We start from the raw sequence: 16891 nt of genomic DNA on the forward strand, positions 1-16891 counted from the left end.
TTGAGTCTTGATCCAGATATCGCGGCATTGCTCGAGATGGTGCAGGCCGGCACCGAAAGCGGCGCGCGCGTTCCGTTTCCGCAATTGACTGCTGCGCAGGCGCGGGCCGATTTCGATGCGTCCTCGCCGCTGCTCGACGTCGATCCGCCGGCGCTTGCCTACGAGCGGCGTTTGTCGCTGCCGGTGCGGGATGGCGCGATCATCGAGGCGCGGCTCTATGCGAGCGCGCAACCGAGCGAACGCACTCCCATTCCGGTTCTTCTTTACATGCACGGCGGCGGCTTCGTCGTCGGCAGCCTCGATTCGCATCAGCCATTGTGCCGCGGCCTCGCCAAGGACAGCGGTGCGGCCGTGCTCTCGGTCGGCTACAGGCTCGCACCGGAGCACAAGTTTCCGACCGCTTTCGAGGATGCGGTCGACGCGCTAGCCTGGATTGGCCTCGAGGGCCGCGCGATCGGCCTCGATCCGCGCCGGGTCGCCGTCGGCGGCGACAGCGCCGGCGGAACGCTTGCGGCCGCGCTCGCGATCGAGGCGAGGACAAACAGGGGCCTTCCGCAGCCGGTGCTCCAGATTCTCGCTTATCCTGGTCTCAGCTCTCGACAGACCTCCGCATCCTACGAGCGCTACGGTACCGGCCATCTCCTGGAGCGCAGCACCGTCGATTGGTTCTTCCGGCAATATCTCCGCGACGAGTCGGATCGCGACGATTGGCGTTTCGCGCCGCTCGCAGCGGAGGATTTGTCGGGCCTCGCTCCCGCATTCATCGTCCTCGCCGAGTTCGATCCGCTGGTGGACGAGGGGCGCGATTATGCAGCACGCTTGGCGGCAGCCGGCGTTCCCGTCGATCTGCACGTTTATCCCGGCATGATCCATGAATTCCTGCGCATGGGGAATGTCGTGGCCGATGCCTTGCAGGCGAGGGCCACCATCGGACGAGCCTTGGTCAAGGCCTTTCTCGTCGCTGGCGAAAAGGCGGCCTGACATGGAAATGCAGCGTGAACGAGAGTATGTCATGATCATCATCTCTCGCGGCCTCTCTGCGGGAGGCGCCTGAACGGATCCCATGAGCACGTCTATTCCAGACCATAGGCTGTCCCGCCGTGCGCTCCTCGGCGCGGGCGCGGCGATCGGAGGCACGGCCCTTGCGGGTACATGGCCCATGGCGTTTGCCCAAACCGCTGGATCGCAATCCGGGCCCCGGGTCGCCGCGCTCGGCTGGGCCTGTGCCCAGACGATACTGGCGCTCGGCGTCGTGCCGCTGGTGATTCCGGAGATCGAGCGCTATGGCCGGCTCGTCGTCGAGCCGCCCGTTCCGTCCGCGGTTCAGGAAATTGGTCTGCGTTCGGAGCCAAATCTCGAACTGCTGCAGAGCTTCGCCCCCGACATCATCATCATCGACCCCAGCATTGCGGCCGCCATACCCCGGCTCAAGCTGATCGCGCCGGTCGAAACGTTCACGATCTTCAGACCCGGCGGGCATCCTCTCGACACGGCGCGCCGTTCGACGCTGGAGCTTGCCAAACGCCTCGGGGTGCAGCCGGCGTGCGAAGCCTATTTCGCCCGTTTCGACGTCGCCATGGCCGGCTATCGTGAGCAACTCCGGGGCCGCGGCGGCAAGCCGCTCTATCTCGTCAGCGAGATCGCGCGCAACCGCGCGCTCGTGTTCGGTCCGAACAGCCTCTATCAGGAGGTGCTCGATCAGTGCGGATTGAGGAATGCCTGGACCGGACAGAGCGGCCCATGGGGCCATACCAGTGTCGGGCTCGAAGTGCTCGCCGCGGTTCCGGACGCGCGGCTGGTGTTGATGACCTCGCGGGTCGCCGATGTCGAAGCGCTGCTGAAGGCAAGCCCTGTGCTTCAAACCCTGCCGTCTCTTCGGTCGCATCGGCTGACGGTCCTGGGCAATCAGTTCTTCTATGGCGGCGTGCCAGCGGCCGAGCGTTTTGCCCGCCTTCTCGCCGAACGTCTGCCGCGGGAAAGCCATGAGCAAGGTTGAGGCACTGCCGGCCCGGTCCGGCTTGGAGATGCATCCGGCGGTGCTGATCGGCTTGCTGCTGGCAGCCGCGGCTGCGCTGACCTGGCGGAACCTGTCCGGATATCTGCCCGTAGGCGCCTGGCTGCCGGTGTTGTGGCGGCCCGAGGTCACCGATCCCCAGCAGATGCTCGTGCACTACACCGTTTTTCCGCGCATCGCAGTGGCGCTGCTGGCCGGCGCAGCCCTCGGTCTTGCCGGCGCGGTCTCTCAGCAGGTGTTGCGCAATCCGCTTGCGGAGCCGAGCACTATCGGCGTCCTGAACGGCGCCTATCTTGCGCTGGCCGTGACGACGCTGTGGGCGCCGTCGCTCCTGGCCTTCGGCCGGGAGTGGGTTGCGCTGTGCGGCGGGTTCGCTGCGTTCCTGTGCGTGTTCGGGCTGACCTGGAAACGTGCGCTGTCGCCCGTCGTCCTGGTGCTCGCCGGATTGATCGTCAGCTACTACTGCGCGGTGACCACCCAGGCGCTGGTATTGCTCAACCACGAATATCTGATCGGGCTGTTCATCTGGGGCGCCGGCTTCCTCAATCAGCAGGATTGGAGCAACGTCACGTTCCTGGCGCCGCGGCTGCTGATTTCGATCGTGCTGATCGCGGCGATGGTTCGTCCGCTGACCCTGCTCGGCTTCGACGACGAGACCGCGCGCAATCTGGGCCTCGGATTGACGAGGGCCCGGGTCTTCGCGCTCGTCATCGCGATCGCGCTCAGTGCGTCAGTCGTCAGCGTCGTCGGCGTCATGGGATTTGTCGGTTTGTCCGCGCCAGCCATCGTCATGCTGTCAGGCGCGCGCCGCTTTCGCGACCGGCTGATCTGGGCGCCACTTTGCGGCGCGCTGCTGCTGTGGCTGACGGATCAGCTCGTGCTTCTGATCCCGCCCGGCTATCGCGAAATGCCGGCCGGTGCGGTGACGGCCCTGATCGGCGCGCCAATGTTGCTCGTGCTGCTGCCGCGGCTGCGGGCCGCCATGCCGATGGGAAACCTCACGCCATCCGCTCCGGCGCGGCTCGATCATCCCTGGCGCGTGATCCTGTTCGCGCTCGTCGTGCTGCTGCTCGCCGTCTGGATCGCACTCGGCCTCGGGGTCGGCTCCGACGGCTGGCGCTGGAGCGGCCTGTCGGGCTTGCAGGAATTCTGGCCGTGGCGCTGGCCGCGCGTGGTGTCGGCGCTGGCCGCGGGCGCGACGCTGGCGGTCGCCGGCACGCTGCTGCAGCGGATGACCGGAAACCCGATGGCCGCGCCGGAGGTCATGGGCATCAGCTATGGCGCCGCGATGGGCGTGATCGTTCTGCTCTATCTCTTTCCCGCCCACACCCGGCTGGAGCAGATTGCAGCGGCCGGGATCGGCGCCTTCATTGTGCTGGCGCTGGTGCTGCTGTTCAGCCGGCGGTCCGAGTTCAGTCCGGAGCGCGTGCTGCTGGCAGGCGTCGCCATGAGCGCGGCATTCGGCGCGATCATTGCCATGGCGCTGGCGACAGGCGATCCCCGCATCGGCACGCTGCTGTCGCTGCTGACAGGCTCGCTCTACCAGATCGGCCCGGCCGAGGCCGCAATCCTCGCCGCCGCGGCGCTCGTTCTGCTGATCATGGTGCCAATGCTGTCCCGCTGGCTTGATATCCTGCCGCTCGGACCTGCGACCTCGCGTTCGATCGGCATCTCGCTGACGCGGAGCCGCGTCATCATCATGCTGCTGACGGCGTTGCTGACGGCGACGGCCACGCTGATGGTTGGTCTTCTGAGCCTGGTCGGCTTCATCGCGCCGCATATGGCACGGATGATGGGGGCGCAGCGCGCGCTGCATCAGGCGGCGCTGGCCGCGTTGATCGGGGCGATCCTGATGGTGACGGCGGATTGGGCCGGACGCATGGTGATCTTCCCGTTCCAGATGCCCGCCGGCATCTTCGCCATGATGCTTGCCGGACCCTATCTCATCTGGCTGCTGCGCCCGCAGCGCGGGTGACGGCGCTCACCGCGCGAAGCTGATGAGATGGCCATGGTCCGGCGACGGCATCACGCCCATGGGGATGCCGTAGATGGTTTCGAGCTCGGCCGGCGTCATGATCTTGTCCGGTGTGCCGCGCGCGATCAGCTTCCCGGAATGCAGCGCGATGATCTCGTCGCAGAAGCGGGCGGCCATGTTGACGTCGTGGAGCACCACGACCACGCCGAGATTGCGCTCGCGGGCGAGCTGCCTGACCAGCGACAGCACTTCGATCTGATGAGCGATGTCGAGCGCCGAGGTCGGCTCGTCGAGCAGCAGGCACTCGGCATCCTGCGCAACCAGCATGGCGATCCACGCCCGCTGGCGCTCGCCGCCGGACAACGTATCGACCAGGCGATCCGCAAAGGGTTCGATATGGGTCAACGCCATGGCGTTTGCGACCTTCTCGCGGTCGATGTCACCGAACCGTCCGAGCGCGCCGTGCCAGGGATAGCGTCCGAGTGCGACCAGCTCCTTGACCAGCATGCCCGCGGCGGGCGGCGTCTGCTGCGGCAGGTAGGCGACCTTGCGGGCATAGTCCCGATCGCTCCAGGCGCGCAGTGCGCGGCCTTCGAAACGGATCGTTCCCGACGAGCTTGGCTGCTGGCGCGACAATAATTTCAGCAAGGTCGATTTGCCGGAGCCATTATGGCCGATCAGCCCGACGACGCTGCGTGCGGGAAAGGATAGCGTCAGCGGTTCGAGCAGCGCGCGCCCGGCCACTGCGAAGCCGACCTGGTCGAGCTGGAACAAGGGCGCGGGCGCTTCCAGCGAGGCCTGCGTGACGTCGGTTGGCAAGGCGAGCGTTCTTTCGCTCGTCTGCGCGTGTTGGATCGTCATGGTTGGCGCAGGCTCCAATAGGCGACGGCCAGAACTTGGTCGCGGGAAAGCTTTCGCTCATCGCGCAGATGGTTGCGCAGGGCCTTCAGCGCCTGCGCCTCACACGCGATCCAGGCGAAGACGTCCTGATGGTGCGGCCATCGCACCGCCTTGACGGCGTCGACCAGGAGCTGCGTCGTCCCGGCTGGACGGCCCTCGCGATGCAACCAGCGGATTGCTACCCCGGCCGGGGCGACCAGCGGAACTTCCTCGGGCCGATCCGCGACCTCGATAAAGGCCTCACCCGTCGCCGTCGCCGGCAGCGTCTCCAGAATTCGCGCGATGGCGGGCAGGGCGGTTTCGTCGCCCGCCAGCAACACCCAGCGCGCCGGACGAATGCCCCGGCCGAGCGGGCCGGCCATGCCGCAGATGGCACCGGCCGTCGCGTTCACCGCGAACGCCGAGCCCGGCCCGGCATGATCATGGACCACGAAATCGATGTCGATCTCGCGGCTCTGCAAGTCGATGCGACGGATCGTGTAATAACGGGTGACGGGCCTGCGGTCGGGCTCCGGCCACAGGATACGTCCGTCGGGCGCGGGCCACGGCCATTCGGGCTTGGCGAGGCCCTCGGGCGGAAAATACAGGCGCACGTGCAGGTCGTCGTCATTCACGAAACGGGCGATATCGTCGCCCGTGAAGGTCAGCCGCCGCATGTGCGGCGTCAGGGTGATCGCGGCCTTCAGCCGCACTTCACGGAAATTGGCCAGCGTGCCGCCGTTGGATTCATGACCGGACCAAATGATGGTCGGGGCAATGTCTCCCGCGAACTCGATCACATGCGAGGCGACGACCGAACGCAGCATTTCCAGATTGCCCTTGTCGTTGGCCTCGACGCGGATCTTGAGCGCTTCGGCCTCGACGGCGAGGGAACTGATGCCGAACGGCAGTTTCGCCACCATGAGACCGTCCCGGTCCTCGAAGGCGATGTCATGCTCGGCCAGATGATCGATCATCCGCGCGGCGAGGCCGGCGGCGTCGGGAAGCGCGATGCGGGTTTCGGAGATCAGCAAGTCCAAACTCATTCTCCACCGGCCTGTCCGATGCCAGCCTGCAAGCGCTTCAAATGTCCGGATGTCGCGGCCTGGCACGGCTCTGGATCAAAAATCCTGCTCGCTCGCCGGCTGCGATGCAAAAGCGATACTACCCGCATCATATTAAAGGCATTGCCGATCCCAAATTAGAATCCATCGAAAGAGCAGCGAAAATAACCGCTGGAGTTGCGGTGCTGCCATCATGTATTCGCATCACTTCGGCACGGCTTGTCCGGCCATATAGGTTCGCTTCAGGTCTCCTCCAGCGCGGCTCTCATCATGAACTCACGAAGCGGCCTGACGACGCAGATCCTGCAGCTCCTGCGGCCCTACTGGCCACTCGTGCTCGGCGGCAGCGTTCTCGGAGTGGTCGGCGGTGCCTCCGTCGCGGCGTTGCTCGCGGTCGTGAATCATGGGCTTTATGCCACGCAGGCCGACGTGGTAACGCTGTTTTTCGCCTTCGCTGGCCTGTGCCTTCTGATCCTGATCGGTTCCATTGGCGCCGACATCAGCGCCAATTTTGTCGGACAGCGGATCATCGCCGAGCTTCGTAAGTCGCTCGCCGCCAAAATCCTGGCTGCGCCGATCGATCAGCTCGAAATCTACCGGACGCATCGCCTGATCCCGGTTCTCACGCAGGACGTCGACACGATCAGCGATTTCGCGTTCTTCTTTTCGTCCTTTTTCGTGTCGCTCGTGATCGCGCTCGGCTGCATGGTTTACCTGGCGGTGCTGTCTTGGCAGCTTTTCCTGATCACGGGAGTCGTCATCGTGCTGGGATCGCTGGCGCATGGATATGCGAGGACGCGCGGCGTTCGCGGCTTCAGCACCGCGCGAGAGGCCGAAGATCAGCTGCACAAGCAATATCGCGCGATCGCCGAAGGTGCCAAGGAGTTGCGCCTCAATCGGGTGCGCCGTCGGCGCGTCTATGTCGAGCAGCTCCAGCAGACCGTCGACCGGATCAGCTCGGTGCAAATCAGGTCGATCAATCTGTTCGTGACGGCGCGGGCGTTCGGGACGATGCTGTTCTTCGTCGTGATCGGCGTGGCGCTGACCTTGCGACCGTTCCTGTGGCCCGACAGTCCCGCTGCGGTGTCCAGCGGGTTCGTGCTGGTGCTGCTCTTTATGCGCGGGCCTATTGACCAGGTCATCGGCATCCTGCCGGCGCTCGGTCGCGCCCAGGTCGCGATGCGCCGCATTGCGGAGCTCTCGGGGCAGTTCTCGAGCCCCGAGCACGATCTGCTGGCCAGTGCGCCCGCTGCACCCGGCAAGACCGCCATCGAATCCATCGAGCTCCGCGGCGTAACCTATGCTTTTCGCGCCGTGCCGGGCAGCGATCCCTTTGTCCTCGGGCCGGTTGATCTGTTCGTTCGGCAAGGCGACATCGTCTTCATCGTGGGGCAGAACGGCAGTGGAAAGACGACCCTGATCAAGTTGTTGCTGGGCCTTTATGCTCCGCATGGCGGCGCCGTGCTGCGCGACGGTTCGCCGGTCCTGACGGAGACACGCGACGATTACCGCCAGCTCTTCACGACCATCTTCTCCGACTATTATCTGTTTGAGGATCTCATTCGTGGAGAGGGCGTGGTTCCTGATGTGGCGGAACGCTATCTCCAGCGGCTGGAGGTCGCGCACAAGGTCTCGGTCGAGAACGGCGTGTTCACGACGACGGACCTGTCGACCGGACAGCGCAAGCGATTGGCGCTGATGAATGCATGGCTCGAGGAAAGACCCGTGCTCGTGTTTGACGAATGGGCCGCGGATCAGGATCCGGCGTTCCGGCACATCTTCTATACGGAGCTGCTGCCCGATCTGAAGCGTCTCGGAAAGACCATCATCGTGATTTCACACGATGATCGCTATTTCGGGATTGCGGATCATCTGGTGCGGCTGCGCGACGGCAAGATCGTCGCAAGCGAGGCAAGGGCCAGCAACGTCGCTGGGCCTTCCGCAGTTCCAACCGATGCGCCGCTTTAGACACATTGTAGCGAGCCGCTGGCGCCATCTGTCGCACAAATGACGGCATACGATCCCGTTTTGCGACAGGCCGTCAGATTTGTAGAGAATCTAATCTGCGTGTGCGCGCATTCCTTGTCAGCCTGTAGGCGAGTGATCTACACCACGCCTCAACGATGATCGAGATGCGAGGGCCGGATGAACAAGGCTTCGGATTCCGGGACCGGACCTCGTGCGTTCCCGGTCGGCCCATATTCCGCTCAGACCGTTTTCCAGGAGGGCGATCGCCTTCGCGTCGTCGCCGCCGATGTGACCGCGTTGGAACTGCGTCTGCCCGAGCGCGTCGATCACCTCGATATCCTGAATGCCTCGGACGACCGCGAGGTTGCGGCACGGGCGGTGTCGGCGTCCGCCGAGGCGCTGTTTGCCTGGCGACCTGGCGCCGATCGACTTGTTCTGGACTTCGCTGGAAGAGCGCCGCTTGCACGAGAGCTGACCGAGAGTGGTCTTGCCATCATGTCCGAGGGGCGACTGGTGCTGCTGCCCGAACTGGTGATGCAGCGGCGGGACAACTGGCTGGTCAACCCCGGGCGACCGCCATTGCCGCAACTCCACGTCATGACGGACGGCAAGCGTCATCCGCGCCGCGCCGCAAAGCCGGCGGGAAAGGTGTACGGTCGTTTCATTCCCTGGCTGTCGGAGGTCATCTCGTTTCGCGTGGCCGATCTCGAGAATGACCTCCATTTGTTGCACCGCTGGATGAACGATCCTCGCGTCGATGCATTCTGGAACGAGGCGGGCGATCTCGACAAGCATCGGCGATATCTGGCCGGCATTCTGGCCGATCCTCATATGCTGCCGTTGATCGGCTGCTTCGGCGAGCAGCCGTTCGGCTATTTCGAGCTCTATTGGGCCAAGGAAAATCGCATTGCGCCGTTCTATGATGCCGACGACTATGACCGGGGATGGCACGTGGTCGTGGGCGAGGACGCTTTTCGCGGCGCTCGTTACATCAGCGCGTGGCTGCCGTCTCTGATGCACTACATGTTCCTCGACGATTGCCGCACGCAGCGGATCGTCGGGGAGCCGGCGGCGGCGCATACGCAGCAGCTTCGCAATCTCGAGCGCTCGGGATTCGCAAGGATCAAGAACTTCAACTTTCCCCATAAGCGCGCGACCCTGGTCATGCTGTTGCGCGAGCGCTTCTTCGGCGATCGGCTTTGGCTTCCGGCAGCCGCCGGCCCAACGGTCTCGTCTTAAAGCGCAAGCGGAGCGCGGCTTCATGTCCCATCAACTTGCGATCGAGCACGACGTCATTGGCGTCGGATTCGGGCCTTCCAATCTCGCGCTCGCCATCGCATTGGACGAGTGCGCGAAGCGATCACGGCTGAAATGCATGCCGCTGTTCGTGGAGAAGCAGCCGCACTTCACCTGGCATGGCGGCATGCTGCTTCCGGGCAGCGACATGCAGATATCGTTTCTCAAAGATCTGGTCTCCTTGCGCGATCCGACCAGTCCCTTCACCTTCGTGAACTACCTGCATAAGCGCGGCCGCCTACTGGATTTCATCAACTGTCGGACGTTCTATCCGAGCAGGGTCGAGTTCAACGATTACCTGCAGTGGGTGGCGAGCCATTTTAAGTCGCAGGCCGCTTACGGCGAGACCATCGTCGCCGTCGAGCCGGTGACGGCCGGGCAGACGGTGACGTCGTTGCGGGTGCATTCGCGCTCGCTCGCCGGCGGGGAGACCGTGCGGCTGGCGCGAAATCTCGTGGTCGCGGTTGGAGGCCAGCCTTATGTTCCGCAGGTGTTTGCCAAGGCTACCGACGATCGCAGGCTGCTGCATTCCAGCCGCTATCTCGACCTGATCGAGCGCGTTGTCCCGCGCGGCCGGTCCGTGCGTGTGGCCGTCGTCGGTGGCGGACAGAGCGCGACCGAGGTAACGGTCGATCTTCATGGCCGATGTCCCGAAGCGCATATCGATCTGATCTTCCGCGGCCATGCTCTCAAGCCGTCCGACAGCAGTCCCTTCGTCAACGAGATCTTCAACCCCGACTATACGGACTTCGTCTACGCGCAGCCTGCCGAGCGGCGGGATGCGATCGTCCGCAACTTCCGGAACACCAACTACGCCGTCGTCGATGCCGACCTGCTGGACCAGCTTTATCGGCTGCTCTACCAGCAGCGCGTCGGTGGCGACACAAGGGTCATGTTGCGTCCCCGCAGCGAGATTTCCAATGTGGATGCGGGACCGGACGGCATCGAGATCGGCGTGATTGACAAGTTCCGCGGCGAAAACCGTCGTTCGACTTATGACGTGGTCGTGCTGGCGACGGGATACGACAGGGAGACGCCGCACGGGTTTCTCGAACCGATCCGCCGCTACATTCGCGATGCGGCGCTGGATCGCAACTACCGGCTCGTGATCAATCCGGCGTTCCGGCCGCAGATCCACCTCCAGGGCTATTCGGAATCCTCTCACGGTCTGAGCGACACGCTGCTTTCGGTGATTGCCGTGCGGTCGCAGGAGATTGCGGAGTCTCTGCTCTCGACAATCTCGCGCCGGGAACTCATCGCCTAGAACACGATCCGGGAGAGATCGCAGCTCCAAAAGCCTTGCGCGGATGGAGATTGAAACGCATCACGAATCGTCCCGTTCTCATTACACAATAGCCGGCGTTCTCGCGGTCACCCTGCAGGCGTGTTCCGCTGTCGCTTTGGGGTTCCCCGATCTAGAACCTGTCTAATCGAGATCAACCGCAGCGTGTACGTGTGAGACAACGCCGATTGGCTTTGCTAGAGGAGTTCTTAGAACGATCTTGGAATTTCTGAAAGTCTAGCTGGAATTGACCGTGAGGAAAGCTCTCGTTCCCAAGCAGGGGCAAAGCCTTCTCCCTGAGCGAATTGCAGGCATTCTGGTTCACAGTCCGCTTGCGGCGTTGGTTGGCAGAGAGCCCGTGACGCGCATGCACTACCTCCTCGAGATTGCGTCGCTTCACACCAAGGCCGAGCTCCTGGCGCAGCCGGGCTTGGGACGTTCAGGCATGCGTCGCATCGAGAACTGGATGGCCTTTCACGGACACCGCATGCGCGACGTGAATGAGAGTCTCGATAGCGTCATCTGCCGCTTTGCGTTCCGACGTTCTTCCGTTCGGAAAGGAAACGTTCGTTCTCTCCCCTTATCGGCGTTGCCCTCGCGTTTCACGCGGGCGGCTGGTGGCTAAGGCGGTACATGCGTGGGCGCAAAGCAGGTCGATTGTTTTCAGACGCTGTCTCACGAGCTTGAGCATTGGACCGGCGCTCCCTGTCGAAGCCAGCGAGCTCGCCCGAGTGCTCGCAGGCGAGCTACTGCTTGAGCTTGGTGTAGCGCCGCGGCGTACGCCAATCCTCGCGGCCCGCAACAAGCGAGGTAAGGACGGCCGAGTGGCGAAGCCTGATCTGATCAGGCGCAACCACGCTGCACAGATTTGCTGCATGGCGACGTGATTGGAGCAGCCTGCGCTGCAATAGCGTGCTTGATTTCGCTTTCGATCTCTCATGTTGGTTAGGGGCTATCGTGTCCACGACATGTGCACCGGGAGATCAAGGCAAATCTTCCGACGGCCCACGTGAGTGAGCATGCTCTTCGCGCGCTACTCGCTGGCAGCGGACTGGTCGCGTTCGACGTGTACGCGTTCGAGCGCGGCGCCGCGCCGTGCTGCCGCGAACCGCTTGCCGTCTGGTCTGGCGCCGGCCTTCCCCGCGCCGATTGGCTCGCAGAGCGTGCCATCGGGCCCGGCACGGTCATGAAATCCGCTATTCCCGTCGGGGGCTCGAAAGTCTATATGATCCATATGTTGTATCATCGCTTTTCCGTGGCCCCCATGATGGATTGGACCGACCGGCATTGCCGGGTGTTCCACCGTCACCTGACGCGGCGGGGATTGCTCTATACCGAGATGCTGACGACCGGCGCGATCATTCACGGCGACCGGGTGCGGCTGCTTGGGTTCGACGCGGTCGAGCACCCCGTGGCGCTTCAGCTCGGCGGATCGGATCCGCGCGAGCTCGCGGCGGCGGCACGGATCGGCGAGGACTTCGGTTATGACGAGATTAATCTCAATGTCGGCTGCCCGTCCGATCGTGTGAAGGATGGCCGTTTCGGCGCCTGTCTAATGGCCGAGCCGGAGCTGGTGGCGAGGTGCGTCGACGCGATGAAGCGCGTGGTCGCCGTTCCCGTCACGGTGAAGTGCCGCATCGGCATCGATGATCAGGATCCGGAGGTCGCGCTCGATGCGCTCGCGCGTGCGGTGGTCGCCGCGGGCAGCGATGCGTTGATCGTGCACGCCCGCAAGGCCTGGCTCAACGGCCTGTCGCCGAAGGAGAACCGCGATATCCCGCCGCTCGACTATGATCGCGTCTACCGGCTCAAGCGCGCGATGCCCGATGTGCCCGTCATCATCAATGGCGGCGTTCGGAGCATCGACGAGGCAAAGGCGCATCTTGCCCATGTCGACGGCGTGATGCTCGGCCGCGCCGCCTATCAGGAGCCGTGGCGGCTGCTCGCGGTCGACCACGAAATCTTTGGAGGGCCGGCGCCGCACGCCACCATGCAGGACGCGCTCGAGGCGATGATGCCCTACATCGAAGAGCAGCTCGCGCACGGCACGCGGCTGCACGCGATCACGCGGCATTTCGTCGGCGCATTTCATGCTGTGCCCGGCGCGCGTGCGTTCCGCCGGCATCTTGCCGAGCAGGGTGTGAAGCCCGGCGCCGGTCTCGACGTGCTGCGCGAGGCGATCACGTGTGTCGGGGCCCGCGCGCCGGCTGAGGCGGCCTAAATGAGCGGGAGCATGATCCGGAAAAGTGCGCAGCGGTTTTCCGAAAAGATCATGTTCAAACAACAGCCTAAAGCGCGAGACGATTCATCCTAATCGCATCGCGCTTTAGTCGACCGCCGTACGCGCGCGGCGGGGACTGCGCTGCTGCTCCGGATACCCTGTCAGCATCAGCGTGTCGGCGCGCACGCCCCAGCTTTCCAGCCGGTCGAGGAAGCTCATGCCGAGCAGATTGGTCTTCATCTGGCCGCGCTGCACGACAAGGGCCGGCACCGACTTCTCGACCAGCTTGCCGACGGCGAGACGGTCGAGCGTGAGCCGCGCTGCCTTGGTGTGGCCGCCTGCGGTCTCCAGATCGACGTCGTATTCAAGCATCTCGAGCGGCAGCCCGATCGCCCTTGCGGTTTCCCAGGTCAGTACCACCGACGTCGCGCCGGTATCGATCACCATCGGCGCAGTGACGCCGTTGATCTTCGCGCGCAGCGTGAATTCGCCGCCCTGGCCGCGCGGGATCTGCACGGCCGGCGCCGGGGAGGCTGCTTGTGCGCGAAAAATATGCGAGACCTTGTGGCTGGCGCGCGCGATCTGGTCGGGATCGCCATAGGCGACGACGGCACCTGCCGTGCCGGCGAGCATGATCAGGACGAGCAGGAAGCGGATCATCGCGCGCCTCCAAGGGCACGCAGGCGGATCAGACGTGCTTTGGGGATCCAGCGATCCGCACTAGTCCGGCTTCCGTCATCCGCTCCGGCAAGAGGGCCATGATCGCGCGCCGGTCCGCGCTCTCCATGGCGTGCCAGCGTGCGATCTCCGGCAAGGTGCGGCCGCAGCCGAAGCACAGCTTCGTCTTGGGATCGATCATGCACACGGCGACGCACGGCGTTTCTTTGCTCATACGGACATAGTGAGGGATGATCGGGCATGTCTGCAAGCATCTCGTTAAGAGCCTGTGCCGGCACTCATGATCGGCTTGTGCCGCGGCCGGCGTTTCTCGTCCGGCACGACGGAGCTCTCCGGCTGGAGCGGTGGAGAATCGTCCGAGAGTGGGGCAAGCGCGCTCATCACGCGCTCCGGCGGGAATGTGACGATCACCTCGGTGCCGATGCGCAGCTTTGATTTCAACGTGAACGTGCCGCCGTGCAGGTCGATCAGGTTCTTGGCGATCGGCAGGCCGAGGCCGGCGCCCTGTTCAGCCGACTTGATCGAATTGGAGCCCTGGCCGAACGAGGCGAGCACGACCGGGATCTCGTCCTCGGGTATGCCGGAGCCGGAATCCCTCACCGAGAGATATTGTCCGCCGGAGGCGGTCCAGCCGGCCTTGAGCCAGATCTCGCCGCCCTGCGGGGTGAACTTGATCGAGTTGGAGAGCAGGTTGAGCACGACCTGGCGGATCGCGCGCTCGTCGGCCCAGAGCCGCGGCATCGCCTGCTCGAACACTTCGTGGATGGTGATGCCGCGGCTCGAGGCACGCAGCTTCATCAGATGATGGCAATCGGCGACGATGCCGACCAGGGACACCGCTTCCTCGTTGAGCTCGTAACGGCCGGCTTCGATCCGCGACAGATCGAGGATCTCGTTGATCAGGTTGAGCAGGTGCACGCCGGAATTATGGATGTCGGCGGAATATTCCTTGTAGACCGGTACCGCATGCGCGCCGAAAATCTCGCTCTTCATGACCTCTGAGAAGCCGAGGATGGCGTTCAGCGGCGTCCGCAGCTCGTGGCTCATCTGCGCGAGGAAGCGCGACTTGGCGACGTTGGCGGCTTCGGCGCGGTGGCGCGCTTCGTCCGAGATTGCCTTGGCCTGCTCCAGCTCGCCGATCAGCGCGTCCTTTTCCGCACGTGCTTCCAGCGTGGCGAAGGTGGAGGAGTGCAGGCGGTGCGCAAGCAGCACGAAATAGCCTTCGGCGGCGAGCGACAGCGCTGCCAGGATGTAATTGTCCAGCGATCCGGTCGTCACGAAGCTCAGCGCCATCGCAACCGCGACCGGCGCCGTGGCGGCGAGGGCTGCGATCGGCAGATTGGCCGCGAGCATGCTCGACACTGCGATCACCAGCAGCATCAAGAACATCATCAGCGTTTCCGTGACCACGTCGAGCACGGGATGGATCAGGATCGCCATCCAGCACAGGCCATAGAGCAGGTCGAGCACGACGAAGCGCGTCCGCCATGCGCGTGTCGCGGCCGGCGAGGCGGGCTCGGTCAGGAAGCGCCGGCAGCTGCGGATCATGGCGCTGTGGATGCAGAGCATGCCCGCGGTCCAGGCCGCGGCCGGGATCGGCTGCATCCATAGCCCGAACAGCACGCCGGTCGCCACCACCAGGAGCATCACGACATAGGAGGCGGACAGCCGGGTCTGGGCGTATTGCCGCAGCATCTCGGCGTCGAAAGCCGGCCGGGTTCCACTGGTCGACGTTAACTTGTCGCGCGCCTCGCGCACCCGCTGCGCCGCAGCCCTTCGGCTGCTCGCCGATGGCGCGCTCACCGGCTCGGCCGGAAGCTGCACGACCTCGGGCTTTTCAGCGGGGTTACTCATCAAGCAACACGGATTCCTGCCCACGCCGGACGCGGGCTTTCTGCATTGTCTATCTCTGGCAAGAAATCCTTAAGAGCTGACTTAAGGAGCTAAAGAATTACGTTAACCGAACGTTAATTCATACGCAGTCCGGGCCGCCGCTTTCATCAACCCGCGCTTCAATCATCTGAAGAAAACGAGCGTGACCAACCCGAAGACCGGCAGCAGCAGGACGGAGGTCCAGGCCATGTATCCGAAGAAGCCGGGCATTGCGACACCACTCGCTCGGGCAATTGCGTACACCATGAAATTGGGCGCGTTGCCGATGTAGGAGTTTGCGCCCATGAACACCGCACCGGCGGAAATCGCGGCAAGGGTCAAGGCGCCGTTCGTCATCAGATGCTTGGCGTCGCCTCCGGCAAGTTCAAAGAAGACCAGATAGGTCGGCGCATTGTCGAGAAAGGATGAGAGCAGGCCGGTCAACCAGAAATATGCAGCATTGTTCGGCGTGCCGTCTGCGTTGGTGACCATGTTTACGACGGAGGCAAACGCGCCGGATTTGCCGGCGTTGAGAATCGCGAGCACGGGAATGATGGTGATGAAGATCGCGGCAAACAGCTTTGCCACTTCGATCATCGGGCCCCAAGAGAAGCCGTTCGCGTCGTGGTCCTCCTTCGAGGTGACGGCGAGAGATGCGAACACGACTCCGATCATCACGGCATCGCGCAGGAGATTCTGCACCTGGAGATGCGTGCCGAGAACTTCAAATCCGCCGAGGTCGAGCTTGGCACTCAAGAGGATCGCAGCGATGATGACTCCCATCAAAGCGAAGTTGAGGCCGCCGCTGATCCGCAAGGGATTGTCCGGAGTTGGGTCCGGTTTGACGCGGCCTTCCTTGCGATAGAGATAAGTATCGATGCAAAAGAACAGGGCGAGCAGAATCCAGGCCGCGAACGTGGTCTGGGGAAGCAGGTGTGTCGTCGTCCAGAAAAAATCCACGCCGCGCAGGAACCCCAGAAACAACGGGGGATCTCCCAGGGGGGAGAGCGAACCGCCGATGTTGGACACCAGAAAGATGAAGAAGATCACGACGTGCGCGTTGTGCCGCCGATCGTCATTGGCGCGGATCACCGGTCGGATCATGACCATTGAGGCGCCGGTCGTGCCGATGACGCTCGCGATCAGAGTGCCGAGAGCGAGCAGCAGCGTATTCAGGACTGGGGAGCCGTGAAGATTGCCGCGCACCACGATTCCGCCGGCGACGGTAAACAGGGCGAGGAGCAGCAGAATGAACGGGACGTATTCGAGCAGCGCCGTGTGAACGAGCGCTTGGACGGTTGGAAGCGGGCCGTACCAGATTGCAAGCGGCAGCGCGATCAGGGTGGCCCACATCGCGGCAATCTTGCCTTGGTGATGCTCCCAGAAGTGAGGCGCGGCGAGCGGAAATATGGCGATCGAGAGCAGCATCCCCGCGAATGGAAGCGCCCATTGCGGGCCAATGCTGGCACCATCGAGCGATGCGGCAAGCGCCTGTGCAGGAGATCCAACCAGGATCAGGAGCGCGACCGGGAGCAGGCGCGCGATGAGCCGGGATCGCCGCACGCCCAAACCTGCGGCAATCCTGGCGGTTCGGAGTCGAAGCTCCGGCGCGAATTCGACGCGGGCAACAGCAAGGATGGCG

At 63.9% G+C, this 16891-nt stretch carries 13 protein-coding genes; 7 read left to right on the forward strand and 6 right to left on the reverse strand.

Going from position 1 to position 16891, the window contains the following annotated elements; genetic code table 11:
- The 3 genes from I6F28_RS31195 to fhuB all read left to right on the forward strand — a co-directional run bounded on the left by I6F28_RS31195 (nucleotide 1) and on the right by fhuB (nucleotide 3989).
- Nucleotides 1–981, forward strand: a complete 981-nt coding sequence (locus I6F28_RS31195) for an alpha/beta hydrolase (protein WP_225142748.1) — start codon at nucleotides 1–3, stop codon at nucleotides 979–981.
- Nucleotides 982–1159: 178 nt separating this feature from the next.
- Nucleotides 1160–1996 (forward strand): ABC transporter substrate-binding protein, encoded by an 837-nt coding sequence (locus I6F28_RS31200; RefSeq protein ID WP_225142750.1) that lies wholly within the window; start codon nucleotides 1160–1162, stop codon nucleotides 1994–1996.
- The gene (gene fhuB / locus I6F28_RS31205; protein ID WP_225142752.1) at nucleotides 1983–3989 is read left to right on the forward strand and encodes a Fe(3+)-hydroxamate ABC transporter permease FhuB; all 2007 of its coding nucleotides are present in this window, start codon (nucleotides 1983–1985) and stop codon (nucleotides 3987–3989) included. The genes I6F28_RS31200 and fhuB overlap by 14 nt, the downstream gene beginning before the upstream one ends.
- A 6-nt stretch (nucleotides 3990–3995) precedes the next feature.
- On the opposite strand, the gene I6F28_RS31210 is transcribed toward fhuB, so the two are convergent.
- On the reverse strand, nucleotides 3996–4850 hold the full coding sequence (locus I6F28_RS31210; RefSeq protein ID WP_225141397.1) for an ATP-binding cassette domain-containing protein: 855 nt from the start codon (nucleotides 4848–4850) through the stop codon (nucleotides 3996–3998).
- A complete protein-coding gene (locus I6F28_RS31215; protein ID WP_225142754.1) occupies nucleotides 4847–5980 on the reverse strand; it encodes a siderophore-interacting protein in 1134 nt (377 codons plus the stop codon). Before I6F28_RS31215 ends, I6F28_RS31210 begins: the two co-directional genes overlap by 4 nt.
- 222 nt (nucleotides 5981–6202) lie before the next feature.
- Here I6F28_RS31215 and I6F28_RS31220 point away from each other — a divergent pair, with 222 nt between their 5' ends.
- From I6F28_RS31220 to dusA, 4 genes are all read left to right on the forward strand, one after another.
- A complete protein-coding gene (locus tag I6F28_RS31220; protein ID WP_225112786.1) occupies nucleotides 6203–7900 on the forward strand; it encodes a cyclic peptide export ABC transporter in 1698 nt (565 codons plus the stop codon).
- 177 nt (nucleotides 7901–8077) lie between these two features.
- On the forward strand, nucleotides 8078–9139 hold the full coding sequence (locus I6F28_RS31225) for a GNAT family N-acetyltransferase (protein ID WP_225142756.1): 1062 nt from the start codon (nucleotides 8078–8080) through the stop codon (nucleotides 9137–9139).
- 22 nt (nucleotides 9140–9161) lie between these two features.
- Entirely contained in the window at nucleotides 9162–10460 is a 1299-nt protein-coding gene (locus I6F28_RS31230; protein ID WP_225142758.1) for a lysine N(6)-hydroxylase/L-ornithine N(5)-oxygenase family protein, read from the forward strand.
- 1252 nt (nucleotides 10461–11712) lie between these two features.
- Nucleotides 11713–12699, forward strand: a complete 987-nt coding sequence (gene dusA / locus I6F28_RS31235) for a tRNA dihydrouridine(20/20a) synthase DusA (protein ID WP_225112813.1) — start codon at nucleotides 11713–11715, stop codon at nucleotides 12697–12699.
- Nucleotides 12700–12804: 105 nt separating this feature from the next.
- On the opposite strand, the gene I6F28_RS31240 is transcribed toward dusA, so the two are convergent.
- From I6F28_RS31240 to I6F28_RS31255, 4 genes are all read right to left on the reverse strand, one after another.
- Entirely contained in the window at nucleotides 12805–13359 is a 555-nt protein-coding gene (locus I6F28_RS31240) for a TIGR02281 family clan AA aspartic protease (protein ID WP_036001607.1), read from the reverse strand.
- 28 nt (nucleotides 13360–13387) lie between these two features.
- A complete protein-coding gene (locus tag I6F28_RS31245; RefSeq protein WP_036001604.1) occupies nucleotides 13388–13591 on the reverse strand; it encodes a DUF1289 domain-containing protein in 204 nt (67 codons plus the stop codon).
- 44 nt (nucleotides 13592–13635) lie between these two features.
- Nucleotides 13636–15231, reverse strand: a complete 1596-nt coding sequence (locus I6F28_RS31250) for a sensor histidine kinase (protein WP_225142761.1) — start codon at nucleotides 15229–15231, stop codon at nucleotides 13636–13638.
- Nucleotides 15232–15393: 162 nt separating this feature from the next.
- Nucleotides 15394–16794, reverse strand: a complete 1401-nt coding sequence (locus I6F28_RS31255) for a sodium:proton antiporter (protein ID WP_420886316.1) — start codon at nucleotides 16792–16794, stop codon at nucleotides 15394–15396.
- Nucleotides 16795–16891 lie beyond the last annotated feature (97 nt).

This window comes from Bradyrhizobium sp. NBAIM14 (assembly GCF_020193895.1).
Classification (GTDB): Bacteria; Pseudomonadota; Alphaproteobacteria; order Rhizobiales; family Xanthobacteraceae; genus Bradyrhizobium; species Bradyrhizobium yuanmingense.

Coding starts and splice junctions, on each gene's coding strand:
- I6F28_RS31200 (WP_225142750.1), top strand. CDS start 1,160: ATGGCGTTTGCCCAAACCGCTGGATCGCAATCCGGGCCCCGGGTCGCC.
- fhuB (WP_225142752.1), top strand. CDS start 1,983: ATGAGCAAGGTTGAGGCACTGCCGGCCCGGTCCGGCTTGGAGATGCAT.
- I6F28_RS31210 (WP_225141397.1), bottom strand. CDS start 4,850: ATGACGATCCAACACGCGCAGACGAGCGAAAGAACGCTCGCCTTGCCA.
- I6F28_RS31220 (WP_225112786.1), top strand. CDS start 6,203: ATGAACTCACGAAGCGGCCTGACGACGCAGATCCTGCAGCTCCTGCGG.
- I6F28_RS31225 (WP_225142756.1), top strand. CDS start 8,078: ATGAACAAGGCTTCGGATTCCGGGACCGGACCTCGTGCGTTCCCGGTC.
- I6F28_RS31230 (WP_225142758.1), top strand. CDS start 9,162: ATGTCCCATCAACTTGCGATCGAGCACGACGTCATTGGCGTCGGATTC.
- dusA (WP_225112813.1), top strand. CDS start 11,713: ATGTTGTATCATCGCTTTTCCGTGGCCCCCATGATGGATTGGACCGAC.
- I6F28_RS31240 (WP_036001607.1), bottom strand. CDS start 13,359: ATGATCCGCTTCCTGCTCGTCCTGATCATGCTCGCCGGCACGGCAGGT.
- I6F28_RS31245 (WP_036001604.1), bottom strand. CDS start 13,591: ATGAGCAAAGAAACGCCGTGCGTCGCCGTGTGCATGATCGATCCCAAG.
- I6F28_RS31250 (WP_225142761.1), bottom strand. CDS start 15,231: ATGAGTAACCCCGCTGAAAAGCCCGAGGTCGTGCAGCTTCCGGCCGAG.